Source organism: Micromonospora chalcea, from assembly GCF_028768405.1.
GTDB classification, from domain to species: domain Bacteria; phylum Actinomycetota; class Actinomycetes; order Mycobacteriales; family Micromonosporaceae; genus Micromonospora; species Micromonospora chalcea.
In genome coordinates this window covers 4,507,849-4,534,423 of the sequence record NZ_CP118233.1, presented here as the reverse complement: position 1 = coordinate 4,534,423, position 26,575 = coordinate 4,507,849, and the positions used below count along the sequence as shown (strand labels likewise).

Sequence of the window (26,575 nt, the reverse complement as noted above, 5' to 3'; positions counted from 1 at the left end):
TGCGGCATGGAGGTCCCCCCTCCTGACGTCTCGTCAGAACTGGTCGTACTCGACGTCGTGGTGCCCGCGTACAACGAGGCGCTCCGGCTGCCCGACACCCTGGTCCTGCTCCGGGCGGCGCTGGCCGAACTCGGTGTGCCCTGCCGGGTCACCGTGGTGGACAACGCCAGCGACGACGGGACGAGCGCCGTGGTGGTGAACGCGCCGCCCGGCCCGGTTCCGGTCCGCCTGCTCTGGTGCGGCGAACCGGGCAAGGGCTTCGCGGTGCGTCGGGGTGTGCTGGCCAGCGACGCCCGTTACGTAGGCTTCTGTGACGCCGATCTGGCCACCGCGCCGGCCGCTCTCGCCCAGGTGCTCAATCTCCTGTACGACGGTGCGGACGCGGTGGTCGGGTCGCGGGCCCACCCCGAGTCGGTCGTCGAGGAGCGGCACAGCGTGCTGCGACGCTGGGGCGCGGTGGCGTTCCGGGGCGCGGTGCGGCAGGTGGTGCGCGGCGTCAGCGAGACGCAGTGCGGGTTCAAGTTCTTCCGCAACGACGTCGCCCGGCGGGTCTTCGCGCCCCTGCGGTGCGGTGGATTCGCGTTCGACGTCGAGGTGCTGGGCCGCGCCGAGCGGGCGGGCGCCCGCCTGGTGGAGATTCCGGTCAGCTGGGTGGACGTACCCGGCTCCCGCTTCTCACCGGTCCGGCACGGCTGGCAGAGCTTCGTGGACGTCGCGAAGATCAACTGGTGGCTCCGTGGCGCCGACGTCGCCCCGGTGATGCCACTCGTCACGCTTCCGGTCACGCCGGACGTCACCGGCGGCACGGCCGCCGTTGGAATGCGGCCGTGAGTGTCGGAACACCCTCTACCGACGCGGCACCCACCACCGACGCCACCGTGGTGGGCCGCCGGGTCGTGGTGCTCAACTGGAAGGACCCCTGGCATCCTGACGCCGGGGGCGCCGAGGTGTACGCCTGGCAGGTCGCCCGCGACCTGGTGACCGCCGGCGCGGAGGTCACCTTCGTCACCGCGCGCCCGAACGGGCAGCCCGGCGACGAGGTCCGCGAGGGCATCCGGATCGTCCGTACCGGCGGCCGGTGGACCATCTACCCCCGGGTGCTGGGCTGGCTGGCGCGCCACCGCCGGCAGTTCGACGCGGTGGTGGACTGCCAGAACGGCATCCCGTTCTTCAGTCCGGCGGTCCTGCCGGCGGCCGTGCCGGTGATCTGCGTGATCCACCACGTGCACGACCGGCAGTTCCGGTTGTACTTCGGCCCGGTCGTGGGTCGCTTCGGCGCCTGGCTGGAGGGACCGGTCGCCCGGCGCGTCTACCGCCGCGCGGTGACGCTCGCGGTCTCCCCCTCGACGGCGGTGGCGATCCGGGAGCGGCTGCGCTGGACCGGCCCGGTGGTCGTGGCGCCCAACGGCGCCGACGCGTCCCGGCCGGCCGCCGCGGGCGTGACCCGCGCCGACCGGCCACGTGTCGTCTGCGTCGGCCGGGTGACCCGGCACAAGCGGGTGGACCTGGTGGTCGACGCCGTGGCCCGGCTCCGGGCGCAACGGCCCGACCTGCGTCTGGACATCGTCGGCGGTGGGCCGGACGCGGCGAGCGTCCGCCGGCTGGTCGACGAGCGCGGGTTGAACGACATGGTCACCGTGCACGGCCACCTGCCCGCCGCCGAGCGGGACGCCCTGCTGGCCGCCGCCTGGTTGCACGTCTCCGCCTCGTGGGGTGAGGGCTGGGGTCTCGTGGTGGTGGAGGCGGCCGCCGCCGGGCTGCCCACTGTCGCCTTCGACGTGGACGGGCTGCGCGACGCGGTCCGGCCGGGCCGTACCGGATGGTTGGTCGACGAGGGTGAGGATCCGGCGCAGAACCTGGCCGCCGGCCTCGACCGTGCGCTGGACTCCCTGGCGACGCCCGGAGAGCCGGAACGGATGGCCGCGGAGTGCCGGCGGTGGAGCGACTCGTTCCGCTGGACCGACACCGGCCGGCGGGTGCGTGCGGTCCTCGGGGATCTGCTGACGCCGCGCCCGCTGCCCTGGGCCGCCGGGAACACGTCGGTGGTGGTCCGGACCGACCAGCCGGAACGCCTTCTGGCCCGGGTGGCGCCGCTCCTGCCGCGTACCCGGCACGTCGCGATCGACGGGCAGAACCTGCTGCTCCTGGTGCCGGCCGCCGAGCCGGCCGCCGTCCGGCAGGCGCTGCTGCGGGCCGGGGTCGCAGCCGACGACATCGACGAGCGGAACGCCGGAGCGGACGAACTGCTCACCGGCGTTCCGGTACGGCAGTGCTGACCGCCTGGTCGACCGCTCGCCGCACCCCCGGAATTCCGAGCGCCACGGTGTCTCTGGCGGTGTGGCGCCTGCGCGAGCTGCTGGTCTGTCTCGCGCTGATCGGTCTCTGCGTCACCCAGGAGCCCGGGCTCATCGTGCCCGAGACGAAGCTGGACATGGCCCTGGACCCGGGCGGTTTCCTCGCCCGCGCGGCTCACCTGTGGACCGGGGACTGGCAGTTCGGCACGCTCCAGAACCAGGCCGTCGGCTACTTCTTCCCGATGGGCCCGTTCTTCCTGCTCGGTGAGGCGGTGGGCCTGCCGGCCTGGCTGGTCCAGCGGCTCTGGATGGCGACCCTGCTCTGCGTCGCCCTCACCGGCGTGGTGCGCCTGGCGCGCGCCCTCGACCTCGGCGGTCCGGGATCGCGTCTGGTGGCCGGCGCGATCTTCGCGCTGTCCCCCCGGGCGCTGTCCCTGGTCGGCACGGTCTCGCTGGAACTGCTGCCGTACTGCGTCGCCCCCTGGGTCCTGCTGCCACTGGTCAAGGGGGCCGCGGGCGGTTCGTTGCGGCGGGCCGCGGCGCTCAGCGGGCTCGCCGTGGTCTGCATGGGCGGCGCGAACGGCGCGGCCGTCGCGTGCGCCGTGCTGCCCGCGTTCCTGTACGTGGTGACCCGTGCGCCCGGCCGGCGGCGGATCCGCCTGCTGGCGTGGTGGACGGTGGCGATGGTGGCGGCCACCTTCTGGTGGCTGGTGCCGCTGCTGTTGCTGCAGCGCTACGGGTTCCCGTTCCTCCCGTACACCGAGAGCGCGGCGGTCACGACCAGCGTGACGTCGCTCCCGTCGGCGGTACGCGGCAGCACCCACTGGGTGGGTTACCTGGCCGTCGACGGCGTGCCGTGGTGGCGCGCGGGATGGGCGCTGGTCACCACCCCGTGGATGATCGTACTCACCGCCCTGATCGCCTGCGTCGGCCTGGCCGGGCTCGCCCGTCGGGACCTGCCGGAGCGGCGGTTCCTGCTCGTCGGCGCGCTGGTCGGCCTGCTGGCCCTGACCGCGGGGAACCTGTCGACCGGGGGCGCCGCGTTCGCGTCGCCGATGCGTGAACTGCTCGACGGTCCGCTCGCCGCCCTCCGCAACCTGCACAAGTTCGACGTCGTGATCCGCCTGCCGCTGGCGCTGGCCGCCGCGCACATGCTGGACACGGTCGGCCGGATCGCGCTCATCCGCCGCTTCACGCGCCCCACGAACATGGCGCCCCGGCGGGTGGCGCTGGGCGCGACCGCCGTCGCGCTCGTGGCGGTGACCAGCGGCGCCGGGATGGCGGGACTCGCTCCGGGCGGCGGCTTCCACGCGCTGCCCGAGCACTGGCGGCAGGCGACCGGGTGGCTCGACCGGCACGCCGGGCCGGGCACCACCCTGCTGGTTCCCGGCTCCAACTTCGCCGAGTACAACTGGGGACGTCCGCTGGACGAGCCGGTGCAGCCGCTGCTGGACTCGCCGTGGGCGGTGCGGGCGCTGGTGCCGGGCGGATCGGCTGGCAACTCGCGGCTGCTCTCCGCCATCGACGAGCGGCTCGCCTCGGGCACCGCCTCGCCCGGACTGGCCGACGTGCTCAGCCGGCTCGGCGTGCGCTACCTGCTCGTCCGCAACGACCTCCGCCAGCCGGTCGGCGGCATCGCCTGGCCGGTCCTGGTACACCGCACGCTTGACAGCGCACCGGGCCTGTTCCGGGTCGCCGCGTTCGGCCCGGCGTCCGGGGTGAAGCCCGACCTGAACGGGGCGTGGGACTACGGCCTGCACGAGCCGTACCCGGCGGTGGAGATCTACGAGGTGGACCGGCCGACGCCCCGGGCCACGCTGACCGACGCCGCGCTGCCGCTCAACCTGGTCGGCGCGCCGGAGACGTTGCTGGACCTCAGCGACGCCGGTGTGCTGGGCAACCGGCCGGTGATCCTCGACGGCGATCCCCCGCTGGTCAGCGACGGCGGCACCGTGCTCGCCGACAGCCTCCGGGACCGGGAGGTCGACTTCGGTCTGGTCCGGGGCAACACCTCGCGGACCCTGACCGAGCAGGACCCGACCCAGTTGGAGCGCCTGGAGCACGACATCCTCGACCCGGCGTGGCGGTCGTCGATCACCTCCTCGGCGTACGCCGGGGTGGACGACGTCCGGGCGTCGTCCAGCGCGGCGGACGTCACCGGTCCGGCCGGGCTGCGCGACCCGTCGGCCACACCCTTCGCCGCGGTCGACGGCGACATCGGCACCGCGTGGTTGTCCGACGGCGCGCGCAAACCGGTGGGCCAGTGGGTCGAGCTGCGCTTCGCCGACCCGATCGAGGCCGACTCGGTGGAGGTGCAGGTGATGGGCGACGAGGTGATCGGCGCGCCGGTCACCTCGGTACGGGTCAGCACCGAGGGCGGTTCCCAGGTGCACCCGGTGACCGGCGCGGGCCGGTCGACGGCGCGGCTGCCGCTGCCCGCCGGCCGGAGCAGTTGGCTGCGGGTGACAGTCGAGAGTGTCGCGGACGCCGACGTTCCGGGCCGCCGGGCGGGTATCCGGGAGCTGAGTGTCGCCGGGGTGACGCCCGAGCGCTACCTGCGACTGCCGGAGGTGCCCGCCGACGCCGTCGCGCCCGAGGTGGTCGCGCTGGCCCGCAAGGCCACCGATCGATCCGCCTGCGCGGTCGCCGGTGACCACTACCTGTGCGCTCCCGACCTGATCCGGCAGGGCGAGGAGACCGGGCTGGTGCCCCGGCGCTTCGACCTGCCGGACGCGATCCCCACCCAGCTCACCGGCCTGGCCCGGGCCACGCCCGCCACTGCGCTCGCGACGTACGACGAGATGACGGGCGGCGAGACGTTCACGACGTCGAGTTCGTGGTTCGCCGACCCGGTCGCCTCGTCGAGGTCGCTGGGGGACGGGGACGACGGCACGGCCTGGTGGGCGGATCCGAGCGATCCCCAACCGACAGTGAAGATGCGCTGGGCCACCGCGCGCAAGGTGAGCTGGGTGCGGCTGCGGTTCGCGGAGAGCCTCGTCGCGGCGCCGCCCAGGACGGTCCGGATCACCGGTGACGACGGCATCCGGGAGGTGGCTGTCGACCTGGACGGTGTCGCCCGCTTCCCGGCGCTGCGTACCCGTGGGCTCACCGTTGCAGTGACCTCTACCGTGCCGAGGGTCAGCCGGTCGACGGCGCTGTTCGAGCCGCAGTCGCTGCCGGTCGGTCTCAGCGGCGTGGACGTGCAGGGCGTGCCCGAACTGAACCAGCCGCGCGGCCTCGACCGTGAGGTGACGCTCCCGTGCGGCGCGGGGCCCACCATCGTGGTCAACGGGGTGAAGGTGCCGACGACGGCCACCGGGACGCTGCGCGACCTGCGCGATCTGCGGCCCCTGCGCTACCGCGCCTGCGCTCCCGCCGCGTCGTCGGGCCGGGCCGCGAAGGCGGGCGCGGAGCAGGTCACGCTGCGGGCGGGCGGCAACGAGGTCTCCGCCCCGGCGGACCGGTTCGTCGTGGACAGCGTGATCTTCAGCGGTACGCCGGCCGAACGGCCCGTCGTCGCCGCGTCGCCGCGCCGGGCGTTGAGCGTGGTCGACTGGGACGACCAGCGCCGGTCGATCGAGATCGGTGCGGGTGGCGGCAGCTACCTGATGGTTCCGGAGAACGCCAACGCCGGCTGGCGGGCGACGCTCGACGGGCAGGAGCTGATCGCGGCCCGCCTGGACGGGTGGAAGCAGGGATGGTTCGTGCCGGCCGGTCCCGCCGGCCGCGTCGAGCTGGTCTTCACGCCCGGCGAGCACTACCGGATCGTCCTGTTCGTCGCCGGGGGCCTGTTGGTGCTGCTGATGGTCGGGGCGCTGATTCCCGCGCGCCGCCATCGACCCGCGTACCCGGTGGTGCCGACGATGATGCCGACCGCGCCGCTGCTCGCGGTGGCGGTGCCGGCGCTGCTCGGGGGCCTGGTCGGGCTCGGCTGCGCCGCCGCGGTGGTGGCGCTGCACCGGCGCCGCACGCCCGGCCCGGCATGGATCTGGGTGCCGGCCGCGCTGGGGCTCACCGTCTACGGGACCGAGCGTCTGTGGCTGCCCCGGGTCGGCGCGGAACGGGTGGCGGAGCTACTGGTCCTGTTGCCGACCGGGCTGCTCCTCGTGGCGGTCGCCGCTCTCGTGTTGCGGTTCCGTCGGGTCCGCGGCCGGTACGAGGCGAGTTCCGAGGCCGGCCGGCCCGGCGCCCTGAAGCGCTGGCGCCGGCGTCGCGGCCCGGAGCGGGAGGTCGGGCTCGACGGCCACGGGCCGGCGGCGGCCACCGAGCCGCCGCAGCCGTCGCGCGGGCCGCTCGATGAGGTAGTAGCTGGCCGTCGCGACCGGGACGGTGAGGGCCAGGGTGACGGCGAGGAGAACCCAGAACGAGCTGTTCATCCGGGTGAATCCGAGCAGGCGGAAGCAGACCTCGAGCGCGAGGAGGTGCCAGAGGAAGATGCCGTAGGAGATCCGGCCGAGGAACATGACCGCCCGGTGGCTGAGGAGAGCGCGGGGCACCCCGCCGGACCCCGGCCCGACGAGGGGGGCGATCAGGCACCAGGCGACGAGCAGGAACAGCAGGTGCTCGGTGACCGACTCGACCGGCTTGGCGGGTTCGACCCCGCGCGGGCCGGCGATGGGCGTGCTCGCGATCCAGAGCAGCGCGCCGGCGATGAGCCAGGACGTTCCCGGGGCGAAGGTGAACACGCGCAGGCCGCGCGGCGTGGCGGACCACAGGTCCTCGTCGCCCCGCCCAGACCCGTCACCGGTCAGGCCGGTGAGGAACGGGGTCGAGGTCGTGCCGACGGGCCACGAGGCGAGCACGGCCAGCATGATGCCGATGCCGAACCAGTCGAGAAAGGCGGGCAGCCAGAGCACCGCGAGTCCCGGTAGAGGCGAGTCGGGACCGTGTGCGTACGCATTCCAGATGAGGCCGGCAAGGACGAGTACGGCACCGAACGCCAGTTGGCGCCGGGCTCGCCCGAGCGGGGTACGGCCGCCCATTCGGCGGCCGAGCACCGCTATCAGTGGCAGCGCAAGGTAGAAAGTCGCCTCCGTAGCCAGGCTCCAGGTCTGCTCCATGCCGACCGGGAGTCGCAATGGCTCGTAAATCTGTGCCAGAAGAAAGGGGATCGCCCAGTCCCAGACGGACTTCAGATAGTCGATGTTGAGCCAAGTCAGTGCGACGATCGCCATTGCCCAGTACCCGGGCAGAATGCGCAGCGCGCGGTGCCAGAGGTATCGCCGAACGGATGGTCCTGACTGTCCGTTAATGGCAGCGAGCGCGAATGGCCGATAGAGGAGGAAACCGGACAGCGCAAAGAAGATCGCCACCCCGACATCCAGCCTGGCCAGCACAGCTGCGAGGTGGGCGAAGGAGTTGGTCAGTCCGCTGAGAAAGGAGACATGGTGGACGACCACGCCGATCACCGCCACCGCCCGCAGCCCTTCCAATGCGGGCAACCAACCGTCCGAACGGCCGGTATTAGTTGCGGACAGGATCGCCTGTCCGTTGCTCGAGTCCGGTCTGACGGGTCGGCTCACAGTTCCCTCGACATCCATTTGATCTCGCAGCCCGGTGGCTGCTGCACCCCCGGAGTCAGTACGTCGCGAGAGGTCGCATCGGACCATATCCGAAATCGGCCTCGTCATGTACTGTCAGCCGACTAGTCGAGTCTTTACAAGGGGAGGAGTTTCATGCGACCCACGTCGGGTGCCATCTTGGTGGCGGCAGGCGCGTTCCTGATCGTCGGGGCCGTGGCGACGCCGCTGGCCGTCGCGCCCGCTCTGGTCAAGGTGCCCCTTGACCAGAGTTCGGTAACGGTTTCAGAGGCGAAGAACGCGACCGTTCTTGATTTCAGCACGCTGGCCGAGCGCAGCGGCGTCAACCTGACCGCCCACCGCGCGGTGCGCGGCGACGTCGAGGCCGGCAACGCCGACCGGACGGTCTTCAACGTCGGTGTCCGGGTGATCGACGACGCGGGCAAGGAGATCACGGTCAGCACGGACCGGGTCGCCCTCGACCGGCGTACGGCGGAGTCGGTCGCCTGCTGTGCCGAGGCGGTCAACGGCGCGCCCTTCAAGCACGAGGGGCTCACCTACACCTTCCCGTTCGGTACGGAGAAGAAGACGTACCAGTACTTCGACAACACCGCTCGGAAGGCGTACCCCGCCGAGTACGTGGGCACCGAGAAGCTGCAGGGGCTGACCGTCTACAAGTTCGAGATGACGGCCGAACCGATCAAGATCAGCGAGATCGACGTGCCGGGCAACCTGGTCGGATCGGCCCAGCCCACGGTGACGGCCGGCCGCTTCTACGCCAACACCCGCACCCTCTGGGTGGAGCCGGACAGCGGCGTCATCGTCAAGGGGCAGGAGAAGCAGCTCCAGACCCTGCGTGACGAGACCGGCGCGGACAAGATCAAGATCATCGACGCCACGCTCGTCTTCACCGAGGACACCCAGAAGCAGCAGGCCAAGGCGGCCAAGGACGCGCGTGGGCAGATCAACCTGCTGACCACCGTGCTGCCGATCGTCCTCGGCGTCGTGGGTCTGCTCCTGCTCCTGCTCGGCCTGTTCATCATCGTCCGCGCGGCTCGCCGCCGGCCCGACGCGACGCCGGTGGACGCCGGCGACGGACCGGTGGACGACGTGCCGTCGCAGCGTTCGGCGGAGCCGGTCGACGACGACCCGACCGTGCCCGCCGGCGGACGCCACGCCGCGGACCGCGCGGAGTCCTGAGCGCCAACCCTCGCACCACCACACGAGCAGGCCGGCCGACCCGCCAGGGACGGCCGGCCTGCTCGTGTGCGCGGCAGGTGGCAGGTCAGAGGCGTCGCACCGCGTACCGGGTGCAGATCCAGTCCTCGGTGTACGGCAGGTCGGGCCGCTGCCCGACGATCTCCCCGCCGTTGGCGGCCACCAGCCGGGTCATGTCGGCGTCCGGCACCGCTGTCATCTTCATCGGCGCGGGGTAGTTGAGCAGCCGGCGCTGCGCCCAGCTGATCAGGCGGAACGGCGCGAGCTTCCAGATGACGCCCTTGGCCGTACGGGCCGGCTCGGTCGGCAGGCCCACGACGGCGACCCCGCCGGGGCGCAGGACGCGCAGGAACTCGGCGAGGTAGCTGTCGATCGCCGGGCGCGGCAGGTGCTGCAACACGAGCGCGCTGTAGACCAGGTCGAAGTGCCCGTCGGGGAACTGGCTCAGGTCCGGCGCGTCGTTGAGGACGAAGCGGATGTTCCCGGCGCTGCGGTCCAGGCGCCGGGCGGTCTCCAGCATCGACGGGGCGATGTCGACGGCGACGACCTCGCCGGCGTGCGGCGCGAGCGCCTGCGACAGCCGACCGGCCCCGCATCCGAAGTCCAGCGCGCGGTCCCATCGCGTGGGCAGGCCGAGCCGGCCCAGCCATCCGGTCGTCTCCTCGACGTCGGCGCGGCCGGTGGCCAGGAACTCCTCGACGTCCCACTGCCCGCCGCGCTTACCGGGCTGGACGAGGACGGCCCACAGCGGATCTTCGGCGCCCAGCTTGGTCCAGTCGCGCCGTACGTCGTCGAGATTCACGCCGAAACCCTAGGACATCCGGGGGTGCGGCTGGATCGACCCGGTCATCTGCCGGCTCGGATGTTCGGCCGACGACACTGCCCCGAACGGCCCATCGCGCTCGACGCACTGTACATTTGTTACTTGATTGTAATCCCTCGATGTGTCGTCACTGTGGGTTGATCAGGCGCTCGATGACGGCGCTTTTGCGTCCTTTGACGCCCTTTTCCTGCTCCGGAGCGTCAACGCGTGGTGATGGCGAGCAAGCTTCGTGGCGCGCTCGTGTTACCGCCGGGTACACGAGGGGGTTGTGAGCTGCGCCGCATCGGGTGCACGATCAGGCTCGATCGTTACCCGTCGGTAACAGAGGGCGGGGTCCGGCGCGGGCCACCGGTACGACAACCGGCCGCCGCGCACATTCGCTCGAGGAGGAACCCGTGCAGAATCGGCTCGACAACCAGGGTCGTACCCGGTGGAAGCGGTTCGCCGCCATGATCGTGCCCACCACGGCAGCCGCCGGTGCCATCCTGTTCGGCATGTCGACCGGCGCCATCGCCTCCGACATCACCGTCTCCGGGCAGACCTTCAAGATCGGCGCGGACCGCCTGGAGGGCGAGGGCTTCAAGCAGTACGGCGGCATCGTCCGCGAGAAGGGTGAGGACGGCAAGGCCGGCGCGACGCGCCCGGTCGCGATGGCCGAGATCAGCAGCGCCGACCTGTACAACCTCTGCCAGTCCGTCCGCGCCGACCTGCCCGGCCTGCCGGTGGTGCTCACCATCAACGCCGGCGAGGGCAAGGATCCGGCCCGCGCCAAGGACCTGGTGATCGCGATGGACTCGCTCGAAGGCAACGCGACCTTCACCAACATCCAGATCGGCCGCGACGCCAGCGACCTGAACCCGACGGCCCAGCGCGGCTCGTTCGGCCAGAACTCCGACCGGGTCACCATCCGCGACCTGAAGCAGGTGTCCCGCTACACCACGTCCTCGACGTTCAACCTGGTCGGGCTGCGGCTCAAGGTCAACGTGGGTGACGACGCCAAGGGCAAGGAGTGCTTCTGAGCTGAGCACGGCCCGCGGTGGCCGACCACCGCGGGCCCGCCCCACCGTCCCCGCCCCCGCTCCGCCAGGAGGAGTACGTGACAACCGTCGAACCGTCCCACGCCCGGCTCGGCACCGCGGCCCGGACGTGGCGGACCTTCCGCCGCTGGCAGCGGAGCCGGCCGTTCTGGGGCGGCCTGTTCATCATCCTGGCCGGGGTGGAGATGCTCGCCTCCACCCGGCTGACCCTCAACGGCCTGAGCTTCAGCAGCGGCGCCACCGGCCTGCTCTCGTTGCTGATCCCGGCCATCCTCGGGACCTGCGGCGTGCTGCTCTGGCTCAGTCCGGCGCAGCGGCTGTTCTACTCGATCGTCGCGGCGGTCACGACCGTCTACTCGCTGATCGGGCTCAACCTCGGCGGCTTCTTCCTCGGCCTGCTGCTGGGCATCGTGGGCAGCGCGCTCGCCTTCGCCTGGGTGCCGGTCCGGCCGTCGGAGCCCGCCGCCGAAGAGCGCGACACCGAGGCGGACGACGAGCGCGACACCAGGGTGGACCAGCGGGACGCCGACCTGCTCGACGTCGACGGCCCGGTCGGCGTCGAGCAGGTCGGCGCCGACCAGTCGGTCACCGGCCGGCCGGCCGCCCCGGAACCCGCTGACGAGCAGCCGGCCGGGGAACTGCCGACCGTCGAGGTGCCGGCCGGCGTACGGCCGGCCGTCGAGCAGCCGACTGCCGAGCGGCCGGGCGGGGAGCGGCCGGTCCCTCGGCAGTCGGTGAACGGGCAGGCGGCCGGATCCGACGGCGGCCCGCCCGAGTGGGCGGGCCGTTCGGCGGACCCGCGTGCCTTCGGCATCGTCCTGCTGGTGCTCGGCCTGGCCACCGCCGGCCTGGCCGTGCAGCCGCGCGCGGTACAGGCCGCACCGAGCAGGCCCGCCGCCAGCGCCTGCCCGACGAAGCCCGCCACGCCGTCGAAGGCGCCCTCCGCGACGCCCACCCCGACGCCGAGCGCGAGCCCGACGCGGGAGGGCAACATCATCACCGATTTCTTCGAGGGGATCGGTGACCTGTTCAAGGGCGGCAAGAAGAGCGAGACGCCCTCGCCCACACCGACCGCGAGCGGATCGGCGGCCCCGACGAGCAAGCCGACCACCCGTCCCGGCTCGACCGACTGCCCGACACCGGGCAAGCCGGGCAAGGAGGAACCGGCGAAGCCCGGCAAGGTGGAGCCCGGCAAGCCGCTGCCGCGTATCGCCGCCGACCCGGGCCTGCCGAAGGTGGCCAAGCAGCCGTCGAAGCTCACCGGCTCCAAGGTGACCATGACCGGGCTGCGGTTCGAGGGGATCACCGACCTGCGGACCGAGCAGGGCGCGCTCAAGGTGCTGAAGTTCAGCATGAAGGAAGCCGTGACCGACGACTTCCTGCTGGTCGCCGACGGCCCCAGCGGTCGCACCCAGCGGTACGCGACCGACCGTCTCACCGTCCGCGACGACGTCGCGTTCTACTGCACCCGGTTCGTCGGCAAGCTCGCCGGCATCAAGCTGACGCTGACGCCGGACCTGCCGTTCCCGGACGGCCTGCCGGTCACGCTGCCCATCCCGGTGACGTTCACCGACCCGGTCATCGACCTGGCGTACGTCACCAGCAACACGCTCACCGGCCGGCCGACGCTGAAGGTGACGCTCGGCGCCTGACCGGACGGGTGCCGGCGGAACGCGCCGCCGGCACCCGGAAGCCGGCTCAGAGCCGGGCCAGCGCCTTACGCAGCGGGTCCAGCCCCAGCGAGCCCAGGTCGAGCGCCTGGCGGTGGAACTCCTTGAGGTCGAAGTCGGCGCCCTTGCGGGCCTTCGCGTCCTCCCGGGCCTGCAACCAGATCCGCTCGCCCACCTTGTACGACGGGGCCTGCCCGGGCCAGCCCAGGTAGCGGTTCAGCTCGAAACGCAGGTTCTCGTCCGGCACCCGGCAGTGCGCCCGCATGAACTCCCAGCCCAGCTCCGGCGTCCACCGCTCGCCCGGGTGGAAGCCGAACGGGTTGTCCTTCGGGATCTCCAGCTCCAGGTGCATGCCGATGTCGACGATGACCCGGGCCGCGCGCAGCGCCTGCCCGTCGAGCATGCCGAGCCGGTCACCGGGGTCGCCGAGGTAGCCCAGCTCGTCCATCAGCCGCTCGGAGTAGAGCGCCCAGCCCTCGCCATGCCCGGAGACCCAGCACAACAGCCGCTGCCAGCGGTTGAGCAGGTCGGCCCGGACGGCGGTCTGCGCGACCTGCAGGTGGTGACCCGGCACGCCCTCGTGGTAGACGGTGGTCACCTCCCGCCAGGTGGAGAAGTCGGTGATGCCCTGCGGCACCGCCCACCACATCCGCCCCGGCCGGGAGAAGTCCTCGCTCGGGCCGGTGTAGTAGATGGCGCCGTCGCTCGTCGGCGCGAGGCAGCACTCGATCCGGCGTACCTGCTCGGGGATGTCGAAGTGGGTGCCGTTCAGGTCGCTGACCGCCTGGTCGGCGAGCGCCTGCATCCAGTCCCGGAACGCCTCCTTGCCGCGTACCGTCCGCGCCGGGTCGGCGTCGAGCGCGCGTACCGCGTCGTCGATCGAGGCGCCGGGCCCGGCGATGCGCGCGGACACCGTCCGCATGTCGGCCTCCAGCCGGGCCAGCTCTGCGAAACCCCAGGCGTACGTCTCGTCCAGGTCGACCTTCGCGCCGAGGAAGTACTGCGAGGCCAGTTCGTAGCGCTCCCGCCCGGCGGCCTGCTTCTCCCGCCCGGCCGGCGCCAGCTCGTTGCGCAGGAACTGCCCGAACTCGGCGGTGGCGGCGGTGGCGGCGGCCGCGCCCTTGCGCAGCTCCGCGCCGAGCGCGCCGTCGGCGTCGAGCCGCTCGACCATGCCGTGGAAGAAGTTGTCGCCCTCCGGGTCGACCCAGACGTCGCACTGCTTGGCCACCTCGACGAGCTGCACCTGCGAGCTGACCCGTCCCGCGGCGGCGGCCTCGCGCAGCGTGCGCTTGTAGCCGTCGAGCGCCGACGCGAAGCGGTTGAGCCGGGCCGCCACGTTGGCCTTAGCCTCCTCGCCGTCGGTCGGCATGAGGTCGAAGACCATCCGGATCTCGTGCAGCCCGCTGGAGATGACGTTGACCTCGCTGCCGGTCTCGCCGGCCTCGTACCGGGCCAGCTCCAGGCCGAGGCGCTCCTGCATGGCCTCCTTTGCGGTCCGCTCGGCCTCGGTCTCCGGCTCGGTCACGTCGAGTTCGCCGAGCGTGCGCCGGGCCAGGTCGGCGCGGGCCGCGTAGCCGTCGGGCGACAGGTCGTCGAGCTGGTCGTCGTAGCCGGCGATGCCGACGTAGGTGGCCCCGGTCGGGCTCAGCGGAGCCCACTCGGCCACGTACCGGTTGGCGAGGTCATCGATTCGTCCCACGAGGGGACCCTACGTGACCCCGCAGCCGAATTCCGCACGACATCGTCGTACCCGTGGGGCAAAGTGTCAGGGGTGACAGTCGATTTCACTCCTGACCGCGCGCCGCTGCGGAGCTGGCTGCCGGGGTTCGTCGCGCTTGCCGCCATCTGGGGTTCGAGTTTTCTGTTCATCAAGGTCGGCGTGGCCGAGCTGCACCCCGTGCACCTCACTCTCTACCGGGTGGCCACCGGCGCGGTCACGCTGCTGGTGGTGCTCGCCGTGCTGCGCGACCGGCTGCCCCGCGACCTTCGCGTCTGGGGGCACATGCTCGTGGTGGCCGCGTTCGGCGTCGCGGTGCCGTTCACGCTGTTCGGCTACGGCGAGCAGCGGGTCGAGTCGATGCTCGCCGGCATCTGGAACGCCACCACGCCGCTGATCGTGCTGCCGCTGGCGGTGCTGGTGTTCCGCACCGAGCGGCTGACCGTGCGGCGGGCGGTCGGGCTGGGGCTGGGCTTCGTCGGGGTGCTCGTGGTGCTCGGCGTCTGGGAGGGCGTCGGTGGCGCCCACTTCGTCGGCCAGCTCATGTGCTTCGGCGCGGCTGCCTGCTACGGGCTCGCCATTCCGTACCAGAAGAAGTTCGTCGCGGGCAGCGCGTACTCCGGGCTGTCGCTGTCGGCGGCCCAGCTGCTGGTGGCGACCGCGCAGCTCGCGCTGGTCGCGCCGTTCGTCGGGACGCCGCCGTCCCCGGCCGGGCTCTCGCCGCGCGTGATCGCGAGCGTGCTGGCGCTCGGCGCGCTCGGCACCGGGCTCGCCTTTGTCATCAACATGCGCAACATCCGGCTGGCCGGGGCGAGCACGGCGTCCACAGTGACGTACCTGGTTCCGGTGTTCGCGGTGCTCGTCGGCGCGGTCGTGCTGGGTGAGCGGATGACCTGGCACCAGCCGGTGGGTGCGCTCGTGGTGCTGGCCGGCGTGGCGGTCGCGCAGGGCCTGTTCGGGCGGCGCCGCACGCGCCCGGACGTGGTGGTGCCGGCCCGCACTGTCGAACCGGCTGCCCAGGGCTGACCCTCAGCTACGGCCGGCTGTCCACTTCACCAGGCGGTCGGCCGTCCAGGTGTTCACCACCCGGTTCGCCGGCACCCCGCACAGCGCGGCCCGCTCGCAGCCGAACCGCTGCCAGTCGAGCTGGCCGGGGGCGTGCGCGTCGGTGTCGATGGCGAACCGGCACCCGGCCTCCAGCGCGAGCCGGATCAGCCGCTTCGGCGGGTCCTGCCGTTCCGGCCGGGAGTTGATCTCGACGGCCACGTCGTGCTCGGCGCACGCCGCGAAGACGGCGTCCGCGTCGAACTCGCTCTCCTTGCGGGTACGCGCGCGGTGCCCCTTGTCGCCCGGCCCGGTCACGCCGGCGGGCCGGGAGGAGACCATCCGGCCGGTGCAGTGCCCGAGGATGTCCAGGTGCGGGTTGGCGATCGCGGTCAGCATCCGGCGGGTCATCTTCGCCCGGTCGTCGTTCAGCCCGCTGTGCACCGAGCCGACCACCACGTCCAGGCGGGCCAGCAGGTCCTCGTCCTGGTCCAGCGAGCCGTCGGCGAGGATGTCCACCTCGATGCCGGTGAGCAGGCGGAAGCCCTTCGGCAGCGCCTCGTTCACGGCCGCGACGTGGTCGAGCTGCTTGCGCAGCCGCTCCGCGGTCAGGCCCCGGGCCACCTTCAGCCGGGGCGAGTGGTCGGTGAGCACCAGGTACTCGTGGCCCAGCTCGACCGCCGCGAGCGCCATCTCCTCGATCGGCGAGCCGCCGTCGGACCAGTCCGAGTGGGTGTGGCAGTCGCCGCGCAGCGCGTCCCGCAGCTTCGCCGCCGCCTCGTCCAGGTCGGTGCCCTCGGTCGCCAGCAGCCGGCGCAGGTAGACCGGCTCCTCCCCGGCCAGCGACTCGGCCACGCAGCGGGCGGTGACGTCACCGACGCCGGACAGCTCGGTCAGCTTGCCGGCGCGGGCCCGTTCGGCCACCTCGGCGGCGGGCAGCGCGCCGAGCGTCTTCGCGGCCGACCGGAACGCCCGGACCCGGTAGGTGGCCTCGTTGGCCCGTTCCAGCAGGAACGCGATCCGGCGCAGGTCGGCGATGGGATCCCGGGCACTCATGCCCTGGAACCTACGCGCATCCGCCGCCCGCCGCGCGACCCCGCACCGTCAGCCGCCCGTGGTGGACCGGCCCGGCGACGCCGGGCAGCCGTGCTTGCGCTGCCAGGCGGTGACCTCGGCGACCGGCGAGCGGTTGCCGTCCTTGCGCCACGAGTTCAGGTAGGGCGCCGGCCAGACCACGCCCCGGCGGATCCACCAGTCGTCCTTTCCCGTGCACTTCGGGGAGAGTCCGAAGTGCAGGTGACAGACGTTGTTGGCGTTGCCGGTACGGCCCACCTTGCCGAGCTGCTGCCCGGCCCGGACCCGTACGCCCGGGTCGATGCCGGCCGCGACCGCGCTCAGGTGCGAGCCGTAGTAGCGCACCCCGTCGTCACCGAGCAGCGAGACGGAGAGCCCGCCGTTGTTCGGCCCCTGCGGCCCGCGCTTGTCGAACCGGTCGACCCGGCTCACCTCCAGCACCACGCCGTCGGTGACCGCCACCACCGGCTCGCCGCAGTCGGCGAACACGTCGGTGCCCGGGTAGCCGCCGTGCGTCGGGTGGTAGTCGACGTTGCCGGCGCGGACGGGGAAGACCCGCTTCACGTCCGTGCGGGCCGGCGACGGCGGGGAGGCGGTCGGCGGTGCCGGGCTCGCCGGGTCGGCAGGCTGCGCGCCCGTCGCGATCGGGCTCGGTTCCTGCCACCTGTCGGCGCGCCCGGTGGAGGCGCCACACCCCCCGGCGGCGAGCGCCGCGACGAGCAGCAGGACCGGGTACGCCGGCCGCGTCCGGCGTCCGATCGATGGCGAGCGCATCCGGTCATCCTGACAGACCACTACCGTAGGGACGAACGCCGCGACCGCGTCACACCCGCCGGTCACGGTGCGTGACGCCGACGTGGATCGTTCGGGGAAGGGGGCGGCGGTGACGTACGGGTGGCAGGGCGGACCCGAGGGGACCGGTCCGGGGGCGTTCCCACCTCCGCCGCGTACCCCCTCGGGACTCTTCCCGTCCAACGCGCCGATCCGGCCCAGCTACCGCGAGCCGTACCCGATCACCGGCTCCGGGGTCGCGGTCGGCGCGCTCGTCGCGTTCGCCTGGTTGCTGCTGTTCGGGCTGTTCGGCCGCAACATCGCGGGTTACGCCTGGTGGACTCTGCTGGCCGGCGCCCTGGCCTGGGCGGCGGCTGCGGTGCTGGTCCGCCACGGTGACCGGGGGGTCGCCACCGGGGTCGCGATCGTCACCGCCGGTGGTTGGAGCATCGCCGCCGCGCTGGTCGCGATGCGGTGGGCGCAGACCGGCGACTGGCCGCTCTGGTGACCATGGGTGCCGGTTTCGCTGCGTAGCGAAGGCCACCTTGACGTTCGCGCGGTGACGGTCCACCCTCGGCGGTATGGCCTGGACCACACCGCCGCGGCTCGACCCCGAGCGGAGCCGCCGTCGCCTGCAACTCCTTGCCGAGTTGGCCGGTGCCCGCGCGGTGCAGCAGCGCCAGCGACCACAGCGCGCGCGTACCGAGCGGCTGCGCCAACTCATCGCCACCCGTCGGCGCGTCGTCGGCTGACCGGCTTTCTCTTCAGAACGGCCGGCCCTTACGGGGCGTTGACCGGTCGCCCGCCGACCCGACCGGTTAACGTGCATCGCGTGACCTGTCGGCGTGCTGCCGAGGCCAATTTGGGGGGACCGTGTCGTACTTCGCTGCTGCCGTGGCGCGCGTCGACGGCGGCTGGACCGCGGGCGAGGTGAGCCTGCGGGGCGTCACCGACATCGAGGAGGTGGCGGACCGGCTGCGCGACGTCGAGCCGGACGCCGACCTGTCGCTGCTGTTCGTCGAGGCCGACGACACGTACCTGGTCGTCCTGCGCCTGGACGAGGGGGAGGACCTGCGGGTCTTCGGCTCCGACTCGGCGTTCGCGGAGGAGTCCCGCCTGGGCGCGCTGCTGGTCGGCGATCTGAAGACGTCGGTCACCGGGCTGGAGGAGGTCGACGAGCCGCGCGCCTCCAGCGGCGACGACGACAACGAGCAGCCCGCTGTGGACCCGGAGGCCGACCCGGTCGGTGACGCGGACCTGCTGGCCGACCTGGGCATCCCGGCGCAGAAGCTGCTCGCGCTCTGCGCACACGAGGGTTCCATGCCGGCCGACGTCACCGCCGAGATCTGCCAGGTGCTCGGCTGCGTGGACGAGGTCGAGGAGTTGCGTGAGGTCTGAGCCCGGGGAGTCCCGGACGCCCGGCGCCGCCGAACCCGCCGACGCGACCGATCCGGCGCTGGAGACCGTACGCCCGGGGCAGCCCACCCCCGGCCGGGCCGCGCGCGTCGGTCCCGGCGCGGACGAGGCGCTCGCCGAACCGGGCGCGGTCGGCCGCCGGCAGCGGCACGAGCTGTGGATGCGCCGGGCCCTGGAGGTCGCGGTGACCGGCCCGGACGAGGCGATCCCCGACGCCGACGACGTGCCGGTCGGCGCGGTGCTCTACGGCCCCGACGGCGCCGAACTGGCGATCGGGCGCAACGAGCGGGAGCTGACCGGCGACCCGACCGCGCACGCCGAGGTGCTGGCGCTGCGCCGGGCCGCGCAGCGGCTGGGCCGCTGGCGGCTGGACGACTGCACGCTCGTCGTGACGCTGGAGCCGTGCACCATGTGCGCCGGGGCGATCGCGCTGGCCCGCGTCTCGACAGTGGTGTTCGGCGCGTGGGAACCCAAGACCGGCGCGGTCGGGTCGCTCTGGGACGTGCTGCGCGACCGCCGCGTCACGCACCGCCCCGAGGTGTACGGCGGCGTGCTGGAACGCGAGAGCGCGGCGTTGCTGCGCGCGTTCTTCCGCTGAGGTGTGCTCGGCTCAGGCGCTCGTCGGCGCCGGGCGCAGCAGCGTCGCGGCGACCCCCTGGGCGACCTCGGTCCACGCGGTCGGGCGCAACGTCGCCGGGTCGAGCCGGACGATCGACCGGGTGCCGGTGGCGTGCACGGTGGCGCCGTCGGTCGAGCGGAACTCGAAGGCGTACCGGGCGCTGCTGGTGCCGAAGTGCTCCAGCCAGAAGTGCACAGCCACAGTGCCGACGCCGGTGACCGGCGCGCGGTAGCTGATGGTGAACTCGCGGACCGCGTGGAACACGTCCGGCGCGGCGTGCACGTCGCCGCAGAAGGCGACGCCGCGCTCGGCCCAGTACGGCGTGAGCGCGCGTTCCAGCAGCACCGCGTAGCGGGCGTTGTGCAGCAGGCCCATGGCGTCGAGGTCGTCGAAGTGCACCGGCACGTGCGCGACGTGCCCGAACTCGGCGGCCTGCCGCTCGACTGTGGTGTGGCTCATGACTGGCCTTCCGGTAGCAGGGTCGGATCCGGGCAGAGCGCCCGCAGCCGGGTCAGCAGGCCCTGGCGGGCGTGCCGGTAGGTGGCGTCCGGGTCGAGCAGCCGGGACCGCATCACCGCGCTGATCCCCAGCGCGTCGATCTCGTACGCGAGCAGTGGCACGTCCAGGTCGGCGGGGAGTTCGCCGAGGTCCACCGCCTCCTGGACGAGGCGTTCCAGCAGCGCGGTCCAGCGGGCGAACGCCTCGGCGAGCCGGTCGCGGACCGGGCCGGGGCGGGCGTTGTACTCGAACTCGGTGTTGGCGAAGAAGCAGCCGCCGGGCAGCACCCGGGCGGCGTAGAAGTCGATCCGGGCCTCGTGCAGCGCGCGCAGCCGGCGTACGCCCCGGGGCGCCTCCAGGGCGGGCGCGACGATCATTTCCTGCCACTGCGCGACGGCCCGGTCGACGGTGGCGAGTTGCAGCGCCTCCTTGGAGCGCCAGTGCGCGAAGAGGCCGGACTTGCTCACCTCCAGCCGGTCGGCGAGCTGGGCCAGGGAGAGGCCGTGCAGGCCGACCTCGGTGGCCAGCGCCACGGCGGTGTCCAGCACCGCGGTGCGGGTGCGGTCGCCACGGGCGACGCGGCCGTCGGAGGTCATGCGGGCAGCGTATCGGGAAACAAGCACGACCGGTCGTATTTATTTTTGTGACCCCGGTAACGCGCGACCGCCCCGCCACCTTGCGGTGACGGGGCGGCCCAGGGTCGATCAGGTCAGGCGACGATGGTGTCCAGCGCGATCTCGACCATCTGGCCGAACGTCTGCTCACGCTCCTGCGACGTGGTCTTCTCGCCGGTCTTGATGTGGTCGCTGACGGTCAGGATCGTCAGCGCGCGGGCCTTGAAGCGCGCCGCGATCGTGTAGAGCGCCGCCGACTCCATCTCCACCGCCAGCACGCCGTAGTCGGCGAGCGTGTCGTACAGGTCCGGCCGGTCCGTGTAGAAGGCGTCCGCCGCCAGGATCGGCCCCACCCGCATGCTGATGCCGCGCCGCTCGGCCACCTCGACCGAGGTACGCAGCAACCCGAAGTCGGCCACCGGGGCGTAGTCGATCAGCCCGTCGAAGCGCATCCGGTTCATGTTCGAGTCGGTGGACGAGCCGATCGCCGCCACCACGTCCCGCAGCTGCAGATCCTCGGTCAGCGCGCCGCAGGAGCCGACCCGGATCAGCGACTTCACGCCGTACTCGTTTACCAGCTCGTGGGCGTAGATCGAGGCGGACGGCATGCCCATGCCGGAGCCCTGGACGGACACGTCAACGCCGTTCCACTTGCCGGTGAAGCCCAGCATGCCGCGCACCGTCGTGTAGCAGCGGGCCCCCTCCAGGTAGGTCTCCGCGATCCACTTGGCCCGCAGCGGGTCGCCCGGCATCAGGACCCGCTCGGCGATCTCTCCCGGCTCAGCGCCGATGTGCGTACTCATGGCAAAGATCCTGCCAGGCCGGGCCGAGGGATACCGGTTCGGCGTCCAAGCCGGCGGTCCTGTACCCTCGTCGGCGGTGGCGTGTCCGAGTGGCCTAAGGAGCACGCCTCGAAAGCGTGTGAGGGTTTACGCCCTCCGCGGGTTCAAATCCCGCCGCCACCGCTCGTGAACAGCGAGAACGCCCGGTCGATCCGCGAGGATCGACCGGGCGTTCCGCGTTCCGGGTCAGCTCCCGGCGAAGTCCTCGCCGAGCAGCGCGCGGATCCGGCTCAACGCCCGGGCGTCCCGCATCTTCACGGCCGATACGGAGATGCGCAGGATCTTGGCGACGGTGGCGACGCTCTGGTCCTCCCAGTGCCGCAGCACCACGATCGCCTGGTCCCGGATCGGCAGCGTCGCCAGCGCGGTCATCAACGCGACGTGCAGGTCCGTCGCCGCCGTCGGTTCCGGCCGCTCGGGGAGATCGGCGCAGACCACCTCGGTGCCGCTGCGCCGGCTCCGCTGGTCGAAGACGGCGTTCATGAGCACCCGGCGGCTGTACGCGTCGAGGTTCGCGGCATGCCGGATGCGGGCCCATGAGGCGTACATCCGGGTGAACGTGATCTGGGTCAGGTCCTGGGCGAGGTGCCAGTCCCGGCACATGAGGTAGGCGGTGCGTCTCAACCGGGGCGCGGTCGCCGCGACGAACGCGCTGAAGTCCTCGTCCCGGTTGCTGCGCTCACGGCGACGGGCGGCGCTCCAGCGGGCCAGCGCTCCGGCCGGGCGTTCGGCGGTCGGCGTAGCGCGTACGTCGATCTGCCCGCTGGTCACTCACCCTCCCCGGAGTCCGAGCGCGCCGGGCACGGACCGCCCAGGACCTGATCGACGCCGTCCCGGTCGTGGAAGTTCGCCACGAGTTCGGAGTAGTCCTTCGCCCTCGTCAACGTGACCTGGAAGGACTCGGGCATCTGCTCCGGTTTGACCGCGTGGACCAGATCCGGGCTGTTCCGGTACATCTCCTTGAATCTGGCATACGCCTCGTCCCGGCTCTGGAACGTTACGCTCCGCACGAGCGGATCCGACCGGAGCGCGTCGTGTAGGTCGAGCCGCTGCTGATCAGTGATGTCATGCCGCAGGAAGACGCGGACGTCGACCGGCTCGTCACCTCACTGTCGCTCACAGGTGGCGTCGGCGGAGGGCATCAGCGCGCCGGCCGCCACCACCGGCGGCACCGGTTCCCTCGATGTCGGCGTCAGGTTCAGGGCGACCAGGACAGCGGCGATCGTGACGAGACAGGCCGCCGTGCCTCCCGTGACCAGCCGGCGTCTGCGTCGCAGCGCGGCGCCCCCGGCCATGGCCTCCCGGGCCAGTTCCCCGGTCGGGGGTACGGGTTCCACCTCGAGTGCCCGCTCGAAGAGCACACGCAGTTTCTGGTTCACAACTCGCTCCTGGTGTCCGACGGCGTCCTCTCTTAGGGACCGGTCGAGTCGCCGTATCGGTCACACCGGAGCTCCTGCGGGTTAGTGTCAGCGTCCGCTCAAGGGAGGAATCGCTGTGGTTTTCACGCCTGAACAACCGTTGGCACCCGCCGGACCGGTCATGTCCCGTTCCGGTGGCTCCATTCGGCCGCACCTGATCTGGGAGGCGGTGCTGCTGGCGCTGACCGTCGTCGCCGCGGTGGTGTGGTACTCCCAGGACGGGTCGCGGCTGTCGCCGCTGGTGTTCAACATCGCCTCCGCCGGCCTGTTGGCGACCGCCTTCGCGCTGTCGCTGCGCACCGCCACGCCCAACCTCGCGGTCGTCGCAGTCGGGGCACTCGCCGGCCTGACGTACGCGGAGGTGCTCGACGCCGGCGCCCCGGTCCTCGTCGCGGCGGTCGCCGCGATCGCCGCCGCGGCGTTCTTCGGTCTCGGGATGGGCCTGATCGCCGGGCTGCTGCAGGCGCCCGGGTGGGCGGTGTCGCTGGGCGGGCTTGCCCTGACGCAGGGCATTCTGCTCGCGACCACCGGCAGCGGCGGTCCGCGGCGGCTCGCGAGCGAAGGTTGGATCCGGTCCGACGGTGCCGGGGCCGGGTGGCTGGTGCTGTTTCTCCTGCTGTCGATCGGCGGCGCGGTGGTGTGGTCGGTCCCGGCGGTGCGGCGGGCGCTGAGCGGTAACCGGGTCGTCGCCGGGGAGCCGCCGTCGCCGTTCGGTGCACGGCTGCTGGGCGCGGTCATCGGCCTGGGCGGTTCCAGCCTGATCGCGGGCGCGGCCGGAGTCCTGCTGGCCGGCCGGATCGGTGCCGCAATCCCATCGGCCGACATCGGCCAGCTGACGTTGGTGGCCGGTGCCGTCCTGCTCGGCGGCGTGAGCGTGGCCGGCGGGCGGGGCGGCTTCGCGGGCACCGTGCTGGGGGTCACCCTGCTGTGCCTGGTGCAGATGATCATCCTCGTCGCGGACGGCCCCCGGTGGCTGCCGACTGTCGTCTTCGCGCTGGCGATCCTCGCCGGCCTGGGCGTCAGCCGGGCGCTGGAGGCCCTGCGCCCGGCACTGCCCGCGAGCGTGTCGGGTGCCGGGCCGGCGGAGCCGACGCGGAAGTACTGACCGCTGTCAGCTCGGCCGGGCGTTCTCGCCGCCCGGGGGGTGGTCAGCGCGGTACCGGCGACGAGCACTGCCGGAACATGATCCGCCCGCTTGTGACCTCGGGACCGGTGCACCTCTCCAGCACGAGACCCTGCCCGCCGCCGAATCTGTCCTGGCGGAAGTCGGTGGTCACCTCCACCGTGCCGTCCTCGCCGACGACGTAGAGGGTCGGGATCGGGTCGCCTTCCGTCGTCGGCGAGGTGACGGCGAGGCGGGCGGGGCGATGCGCCTCGACCGCGTCGAGGAAGCAGGTGATCGCGGCTTCCGGTATGCGGTCCATGAGCCCGAGCACGTGATCGCCGCAGTTCACTGTGGCTCCCGTGCCAACAGGGGGCGAGGCGTCCGTACCTCCGTTGTTCGTTGCGGCCACGCCGGCTGACACTGTCGCGACTGTCAGGACCGCGACGAGCGCCACGCCACCTGCCGTCCGTCGTCGACGTAGGCGCTCGCCGCGCGCGCGGACCCGCTCGGGTGGCGCCAGGTTCAGGGCGGCGGTGTCGTCCTCCAGCGCCGCGATGGCCTCACGGATGCGTGCTGACATCGGAGTCCTTCCGCTCGTCGTCGGCATCGAGCAGCGGGGCGAGCGCCGTCCGCGCACGGGACAGGTAGACCTTGACGGTGCCGGCGGGCATCCCGGTGGTCTCGGCGATCTCGCTGATCGGCAGGTCGGAGAGGTAGTGCAGGACCACCACCCGCCGCTGCGACTCCGGTAGCTGCCGGAGCGCCGCCAGGACCGCGACCCGGTCCGGTGACGGCTCGGGCGCTTCTGTGGACGGGCCGAGTCTCGCCCGTGCGGCGAGCCAGCGTCGGACGCTGCGCCACCGGTTGGCGGCCAGCCGCCACGCGACCGTTCGTACCCAGGCTTCTGGCGAGTCGTAGCCGGACAGCGACGACCAGCGCGCCCAGGCGCGGGCGTATGCCTCCTGCACGACGTCCTGTGCCTCGCCGAGATCGCCGCAGACCGCGTAGACCTGGTGCAGGACCCGGGCCGAGGTCGCCGCGTAGAAGGCGTCGAAGTCGTCGCTCGTGCCCATCCGCATCGTCCCTCTCCCTGGCCGTCACACATATACACACCGCCAGGGGGCCACCGGTTACAGCCAGGTGGTCGAGCCGAATGTCAGCAGGGGCCGTAGCCCTCGTCGAAGAGGCGGCGGGCCCAGTCCGCGTACCCGGCGATGATCTCGCGGACGGTGACGCCGTCGTGCAGGAACAGGTACGCGCGGTCGCCGTCGCGGGCGAGCAGCCCGGCGAAGCGGTGACTGCCGGGCGGCGCCGGCAGGTCGGTGGCGCCGGGGTACGCGGCGCGGACCTCGCCGATCGGCGTGCCGGCGCTGATGCCCTCCGGTGTGCTCATCGGGTCGTCCAGCCAGAGCAGGACGAGCCGGTCGTCGACGAAGATCGGGCTGACCGCCCCGTGTCCGACGAGTGCGGGCCCGCATGCCTCCTCGTCGGCGCGCAGCACGCCGCGGCGGGTCAGGTCCGCCTCGGTGGCGCCGAACTCCGCGTCGCGCAGGCCCTCCAGGCTGACCACCTGGGCGGCGCCGACGGGCCGGGCCGGCCACTGTGGATGAACGCCGCTGCCCGCCACTGATGCGGCAGCAAGCAGTACGGCAATAAAGCCGAATTGTCGTAATTTCATGCAATCCCCCAGTCACCAACGGGACCGGGGCGATGAGGTTGCTGGTGCTGGCCGGATTGGCGAAGTTCCCACTCTTCGGCCAGCTCGTCCCAGTAGTCGGCGGACAGCCCGCGCCGACCGTGCGTCAGCCAGCCGTCGGTGTCGCGCTCCAGGTGCAGGCCCAGCTCGGCGAACGGGTCGATCCACGCGCCCGGCTCCGCGCCCAGCCTGGCCAGCGCCGTGTTGATCGGCCACTCGGTACGCGGCCGGTCCAGCGCGGCGTCGTACCGCGGCCCCCAGCTCACCTCGCCGCCGAGCCACACCACCGCCGACTGGTGGCCCAGCCCGCCCGCGAACTCCGCCTCCAGATACGCGATCGGGCCGCTGGTCGACCAGCGGGCCAGCACCTCCGCCAGCGGCGGCGAGAGCACCAGCCGGAACGGACGCTCGGCGCGCGGCTCGTCGGTGGCGAAGTCCGGCAGCCCGCCGGTCAGCTCCTGCACCAGTTGCGGGGTCACCGGCAGCAGCGCGAAGTCCTGACGGAGGGCGGCGAGCACCGCGTGGTCCAGGTCGGCGGTCTGCTCGCGTAGCAGCTCGACGTCGGCGACCACGGCGCTGAGCTGGTAACTCATCCGGTCCTCTCGGCGTCCACAGGCTGTGGATGGAACATGTGTACGACGATCTCAGGTGGCTCCGTTGGTCAGATACCTCGGGCGTCCGTCGCTCAGCGCGGCCACCGCGTGACGCAGCCGATGCCAAACGTACGGGCGAAGCAGCCCCTGCGCATCATCGAGCGCAACGAATCGTGCGTCGGCCAGTTCGCCGTCAGCCGGTTTCAACGGCTCGGCGGGAGGCAGTGCACCGCCGTCGAAGATGAACATCAGGCTGTCGTCCCACGGGCCGTGCGGTGCAACCCAGTCCACCACCAGCAACGGTCCGATGCGCAGTTCGAGACCCAACTCCTCGCGCACCTCCCGCTCGGCGGCCAGGTGCGGCGGCTCGTTCGCCTCCGCCATGCCGCCCGGCAGGTCCCAGTCCGGCTTGTAGCGCGGATCTACCAGCAGGACGTCGCCGTCACCGTTGCGCAGCAGTACGTCGGCTCCCACCCGCTTCCGGGGCTGCCGCGCGTTGCCCTCGGCGAGGTGGGCCTGCCAGGCTGCCGGATCTCGCTCGTACAGGGGACGCTCGTCGGCCATGCCGACGATTGTCGGCCGTCCTCGCGCCGTCGGCAGCGGCCTC

At 72.5% G+C, this 26,575-nt stretch carries 27 protein-coding genes, 1 tRNA gene and 1 pseudogene; 13 read left to right on the top strand and 16 right to left on the bottom strand.

Features of this window, described 5'->3' with window-relative positions:
• Positions 1 to 6: 6 nt before the first annotated feature.
• The 3 genes and pseudogenes from PVK74_RS20080 to PVK74_RS31230 form a co-directional block, all read left to right on the top strand.
• On the top strand, positions 7 to 831 hold the full coding sequence (locus PVK74_RS20080) for a glycosyltransferase (protein ID WP_064446837.1): 825 nt from the start codon (positions 7 to 9) through the stop codon (positions 829 to 831).
• The gene (locus tag PVK74_RS20075; RefSeq protein ID WP_199496065.1) at positions 828 to 2,276 is read left to right on the top strand and encodes a glycosyltransferase family 4 protein; all 1,449 of its coding nucleotides are present in this window, start codon (positions 828 to 830) and stop codon (positions 2,274 to 2,276) included. The genes PVK74_RS20080 and PVK74_RS20075 overlap by 4 nt, the downstream gene beginning before the upstream one ends.
• Before the next feature lie 155 nt (positions 2,277 to 2,431).
• Positions 2,432 to 5,443, top strand: a pseudogene (locus PVK74_RS31230) (DUF3367 domain-containing protein); the annotation flags it as partial.
• Positions 5,444 to 6,367: 924 nt separating this feature from the next.
• Here the strand turns inward: PVK74_RS31230 and PVK74_RS31225 are convergent.
• Positions 6,368 to 7,834, bottom strand: a complete 1,467-nt coding sequence (locus tag PVK74_RS31225) for an acyltransferase family protein (RefSeq protein ID WP_223201453.1) — start codon at positions 7,832 to 7,834, stop codon at positions 6,368 to 6,370.
• A gap of 135 nt (positions 7,835 to 7,969) precedes the next feature.
• Between PVK74_RS31225 and pgfA the strand changes: the two genes are divergently transcribed.
• On the top strand, positions 7,970 to 9,013 hold the full coding sequence (gene pgfA, locus PVK74_RS20065) for a cell envelope lipid trafficking protein PgfA (RefSeq protein WP_083297040.1): 1,044 nt from the start codon (positions 7,970 to 7,972) through the stop codon (positions 9,011 to 9,013).
• A gap of 85 nt (positions 9,014 to 9,098) precedes the next feature.
• Here pgfA and PVK74_RS20060 read toward each other — a convergent pair whose 3' ends face one another.
• A complete protein-coding gene (locus PVK74_RS20060; protein ID WP_051611329.1) occupies positions 9,099 to 9,833 on the bottom strand; it encodes a class I SAM-dependent methyltransferase in 735 nt (244 codons plus the stop codon).
• 416 nt (positions 9,834 to 10,249) lie between these two features.
• Between PVK74_RS20060 and PVK74_RS20055 the strand changes: the two genes are divergently transcribed.
• The gene (locus PVK74_RS20055; RefSeq protein ID WP_043327818.1) at positions 10,250 to 10,873 is read left to right on the top strand and encodes a DUF6230 family protein; all 624 of its coding nucleotides are present in this window, start codon (positions 10,250 to 10,252) and stop codon (positions 10,871 to 10,873) included.
• A gap of 77 nt (positions 10,874 to 10,950) precedes the next feature.
• Positions 10,951 to 12,543 carry a DUF6114 domain-containing protein gene (locus PVK74_RS20050; protein ID WP_274477001.1) on the top strand — a complete coding sequence of 531 codons (1,593 nt, stop codon included), beginning with the start codon at positions 10,951 to 10,953 and terminating at the stop codon, positions 12,541 to 12,543.
• A 46-nt stretch (positions 12,544 to 12,589) separates the two neighbouring features.
• Here PVK74_RS20050 and PVK74_RS20045 read toward each other — a convergent pair whose 3' ends face one another.
• A complete protein-coding gene (locus PVK74_RS20045; protein WP_043327819.1) occupies positions 12,590 to 14,260 on the bottom strand; it encodes a DUF885 domain-containing protein in 1,671 nt (556 codons plus the stop codon).
• A gap of 72 nt (positions 14,261 to 14,332) precedes the next feature.
• On the opposite strand from PVK74_RS20045, the gene PVK74_RS20040 reads away from it, so the two are divergent.
• Entirely contained in the window at positions 14,333 to 15,304 is a 972-nt protein-coding gene (locus tag PVK74_RS20040) for a DMT family transporter (protein ID WP_043327820.1), read from the top strand.
• A gap of 3 nt (positions 15,305 to 15,307) precedes the next feature.
• Here PVK74_RS20040 and PVK74_RS20035 read toward each other — a convergent pair whose 3' ends face one another.
• Both PVK74_RS20035 and PVK74_RS20030 read right to left on the bottom strand, forming a co-directional pair.
• Positions 15,308 to 16,378 (bottom strand): PHP domain-containing protein, encoded by a 1,071-nt coding sequence (locus tag PVK74_RS20035; RefSeq protein ID WP_274477000.1) that lies wholly within the window; start codon positions 16,376 to 16,378, stop codon positions 15,308 to 15,310.
• Between the two features lie 48 nt (positions 16,379 to 16,426).
• Positions 16,427 to 17,170, bottom strand: coding sequence for a M23 family metallopeptidase (locus PVK74_RS20030; protein WP_043327822.1), 744 nt, complete (start codon positions 17,168 to 17,170; stop codon positions 16,427 to 16,429).
• 109 nt (positions 17,171 to 17,279) lie between these two features.
• Here PVK74_RS20030 and PVK74_RS20025 point away from each other — a divergent pair, with 109 nt between their 5' ends.
• The 4 genes from PVK74_RS20025 (at position 17,280) to PVK74_RS20010 (ending at position 19,181) form a co-directional block, all read left to right on the top strand.
• Positions 17,280 to 17,675 carry a hypothetical protein gene (locus PVK74_RS20025; protein ID WP_420800500.1) on the top strand — a complete coding sequence of 132 codons (396 nt, stop codon included), beginning with the start codon at positions 17,280 to 17,282 and terminating at the stop codon, positions 17,673 to 17,675.
• Between the two features lie 73 nt (positions 17,676 to 17,748).
• Positions 17,749 to 17,919, top strand: coding sequence for a hypothetical protein (locus PVK74_RS20020; RefSeq protein ID WP_166457820.1), 171 nt, complete (start codon positions 17,749 to 17,751; stop codon positions 17,917 to 17,919).
• Positions 17,920 to 18,040: 121 nt separating this feature from the next.
• Entirely contained in the window at positions 18,041 to 18,565 is a 525-nt protein-coding gene (locus PVK74_RS20015) for a tRNA adenosine deaminase-associated protein (protein ID WP_043327823.1), read from the top strand.
• A gap of 178 nt (positions 18,566 to 18,743) precedes the next feature.
• Positions 18,744 to 19,181: a nucleoside deaminase gene (locus PVK74_RS20010; RefSeq protein WP_176722830.1), complete on the top strand. Its 438-nt coding sequence runs from the start codon at positions 18,744 to 18,746 to the stop codon at positions 19,179 to 19,181.
• Between the two features lie 12 nt (positions 19,182 to 19,193).
• Here PVK74_RS20010 and PVK74_RS20005 read toward each other — a convergent pair whose 3' ends face one another.
• From PVK74_RS20005 to deoD, 3 genes are all read right to left on the bottom strand, one after another.
• A complete protein-coding gene (locus tag PVK74_RS20005) occupies positions 19,194 to 19,661 on the bottom strand; it encodes an acyl-CoA thioesterase (RefSeq protein ID WP_274476998.1) in 468 nt (155 codons plus the stop codon).
• Entirely contained in the window at positions 19,658 to 20,296 is a 639-nt protein-coding gene (locus PVK74_RS20000; protein WP_030502134.1) for a TetR/AcrR family transcriptional regulator, read from the bottom strand. Before PVK74_RS20000 ends, PVK74_RS20005 begins: the two co-directional genes overlap by 4 nt.
• A gap of 113 nt (positions 20,297 to 20,409) precedes the next feature.
• Positions 20,410 to 21,117: a purine-nucleoside phosphorylase gene (deoD, locus tag PVK74_RS19995; RefSeq protein ID WP_274476997.1), complete on the bottom strand. Its 708-nt coding sequence runs from the start codon at positions 21,115 to 21,117 to the stop codon at positions 20,410 to 20,412.
• Positions 21,118 to 21,192: 75 nt separating this feature from the next.
• Between deoD and PVK74_RS19990 the strand changes: the two genes are divergently transcribed.
• Positions 21,193 to 21,279, top strand: a tRNA-Ser gene (locus tag PVK74_RS19990).
• A gap of 63 nt (positions 21,280 to 21,342) precedes the next feature.
• Here the strand turns inward: PVK74_RS19990 and PVK74_RS19985 are convergent.
• The 3 genes from PVK74_RS19985 to PVK74_RS19975 are packed head-to-tail and all read right to left on the bottom strand — an operon-like array spanning position 21,343 to position 22,535.
• Entirely contained in the window at positions 21,343 to 21,927 is a 585-nt protein-coding gene (locus PVK74_RS19985) for a SigE family RNA polymerase sigma factor (protein WP_274476996.1), read from the bottom strand.
• Positions 21,924 to 22,220, bottom strand: a complete 297-nt coding sequence (locus PVK74_RS19980) for a permease-like cell division protein FtsX (RefSeq protein ID WP_274479293.1) — start codon at positions 22,218 to 22,220, stop codon at positions 21,924 to 21,926. The genes PVK74_RS19985 and PVK74_RS19980 overlap by 4 nt, the downstream gene beginning before the upstream one ends.
• Positions 22,221 to 22,262: 42 nt before the next feature.
• Entirely contained in the window at positions 22,263 to 22,535 is a 273-nt protein-coding gene (locus PVK74_RS19975) for a hypothetical protein (RefSeq protein ID WP_274476995.1), read from the bottom strand.
• Between the two features lie 160 nt (positions 22,536 to 22,695).
• On the opposite strand from PVK74_RS19975, the gene PVK74_RS19970 reads away from it, so the two are divergent.
• The gene (locus PVK74_RS19970) at positions 22,696 to 23,679 is read left to right on the top strand and encodes an ABC transporter permease (RefSeq protein WP_274476994.1); all 984 of its coding nucleotides are present in this window, start codon (positions 22,696 to 22,698) and stop codon (positions 23,677 to 23,679) included.
• A 43-nt stretch (positions 23,680 to 23,722) separates the two neighbouring features.
• Here PVK74_RS19970 and PVK74_RS19965 read toward each other — a convergent pair whose 3' ends face one another.
• The 5 genes from PVK74_RS19965 to PVK74_RS19945 all read right to left on the bottom strand — a co-directional run bounded on the left by PVK74_RS19965 (position 23,723) and on the right by PVK74_RS19945 (position 26,532).
• The gene (locus tag PVK74_RS19965) at positions 23,723 to 24,259 is read right to left on the bottom strand and encodes a DUF4362 domain-containing protein (RefSeq protein WP_157539041.1); all 537 of its coding nucleotides are present in this window, start codon (positions 24,257 to 24,259) and stop codon (positions 23,723 to 23,725) included.
• Positions 24,240 to 24,758 (bottom strand): RNA polymerase sigma factor, encoded by a 519-nt coding sequence (locus PVK74_RS19960; RefSeq protein WP_370446803.1) that lies wholly within the window; start codon positions 24,756 to 24,758, stop codon positions 24,240 to 24,242. The genes PVK74_RS19965 and PVK74_RS19960 overlap by 20 nt, the downstream gene beginning before the upstream one ends.
• A 77-nt stretch (positions 24,759 to 24,835) precedes the next feature.
• Positions 24,836 to 25,357 carry a hypothetical protein gene (locus tag PVK74_RS19955; protein WP_043327830.1) on the bottom strand — a complete coding sequence of 174 codons (522 nt, stop codon included), beginning with the start codon at positions 25,355 to 25,357 and terminating at the stop codon, positions 24,836 to 24,838.
• Positions 25,354 to 25,968 carry a hypothetical protein gene (locus PVK74_RS19950; protein ID WP_166457486.1) on the bottom strand — a complete coding sequence of 205 codons (615 nt, stop codon included), beginning with the start codon at positions 25,966 to 25,968 and terminating at the stop codon, positions 25,354 to 25,356. The genes PVK74_RS19955 and PVK74_RS19950 overlap by 4 nt, the downstream gene beginning before the upstream one ends.
• A gap of 51 nt (positions 25,969 to 26,019) precedes the next feature.
• Positions 26,020 to 26,532 carry an NUDIX domain-containing protein gene (locus PVK74_RS19945; protein ID WP_064446822.1) on the bottom strand — a complete coding sequence of 171 codons (513 nt, stop codon included), beginning with the start codon at positions 26,530 to 26,532 and terminating at the stop codon, positions 26,020 to 26,022.
• Positions 26,533 to 26,575: the final 43 nt, after the last annotated feature.

Excerpts from the sequence above, each read along its gene's own strand:
- PVK74_RS19960 (WP_370446803.1), bottom strand. The coding sequence starts at position 24,758 with ATGCGGATGGGCACGAGCGACGACTTCGACGCCTTCTACGCGGCGACC.
- PVK74_RS20035 (WP_274477000.1), bottom strand. The coding sequence starts at position 16,378 with ATGAGTGCCCGGGATCCCATCGCCGACCTGCGCCGGATCGCGTTCCTG.
- PVK74_RS19955 (WP_043327830.1), bottom strand. The coding sequence starts at position 25,357 with ATGAAATTACGACAATTCGGCTTTATTGCCGTACTGCTTGCTGCCGCA.
- PVK74_RS20005 (WP_274476998.1), bottom strand. The coding sequence starts at position 19,661 with ATGAGCCACACCACAGTCGAGCGGCAGGCCGCCGAGTTCGGGCACGTC.
- PVK74_RS19950 (WP_166457486.1), bottom strand. The coding sequence starts at position 25,968 with ATGAGTTACCAGCTCAGCGCCGTGGTCGCCGACGTCGAGCTGCTACGC.
- PVK74_RS19970 (WP_274476994.1), top strand. The coding sequence starts at position 22,696 with ATGTCCCGTTCCGGTGGCTCCATTCGGCCGCACCTGATCTGGGAGGCG.
- PVK74_RS31225 (WP_223201453.1), bottom strand. The coding sequence starts at position 7,834 with ATGGATGTCGAGGGAACTGTGAGCCGACCCGTCAGACCGGACTCGAGC.
- pgfA (WP_083297040.1), top strand. The coding sequence starts at position 7,970 with ATGCGACCCACGTCGGGTGCCATCTTGGTGGCGGCAGGCGCGTTCCTG.
- PVK74_RS20030 (WP_043327822.1), bottom strand. The coding sequence starts at position 17,170 with ATGCGCTCGCCATCGATCGGACGCCGGACGCGGCCGGCGTACCCGGTC.
- PVK74_RS19945 (WP_064446822.1), bottom strand. The coding sequence starts at position 26,532 with ATGGCCGACGAGCGTCCCCTGTACGAGCGAGATCCGGCAGCCTGGCAG.
- PVK74_RS20000 (WP_030502134.1), bottom strand. The coding sequence starts at position 20,296 with ATGACCTCCGACGGCCGCGTCGCCCGTGGCGACCGCACCCGCACCGCG.
- PVK74_RS20010 (WP_176722830.1), top strand. The coding sequence starts at position 18,744 with ATGCGCCGGGCCCTGGAGGTCGCGGTGACCGGCCCGGACGAGGCGATC.
- PVK74_RS20020 (WP_166457820.1), top strand. The coding sequence starts at position 17,749 with ATGGCCTGGACCACACCGCCGCGGCTCGACCCCGAGCGGAGCCGCCGT.
- deoD (WP_274476997.1), bottom strand. The coding sequence starts at position 21,117 with ATGAGTACGCACATCGGCGCTGAGCCGGGAGAGATCGCCGAGCGGGTC.
- PVK74_RS19965 (WP_157539041.1), bottom strand. The coding sequence starts at position 24,259 with ATGTCAGCACGCATCCGTGAGGCCATCGCGGCGCTGGAGGACGACACC.
- PVK74_RS20080 (WP_064446837.1), top strand. The coding sequence starts at position 7 with ATGGAGGTCCCCCCTCCTGACGTCTCGTCAGAACTGGTCGTACTCGAC.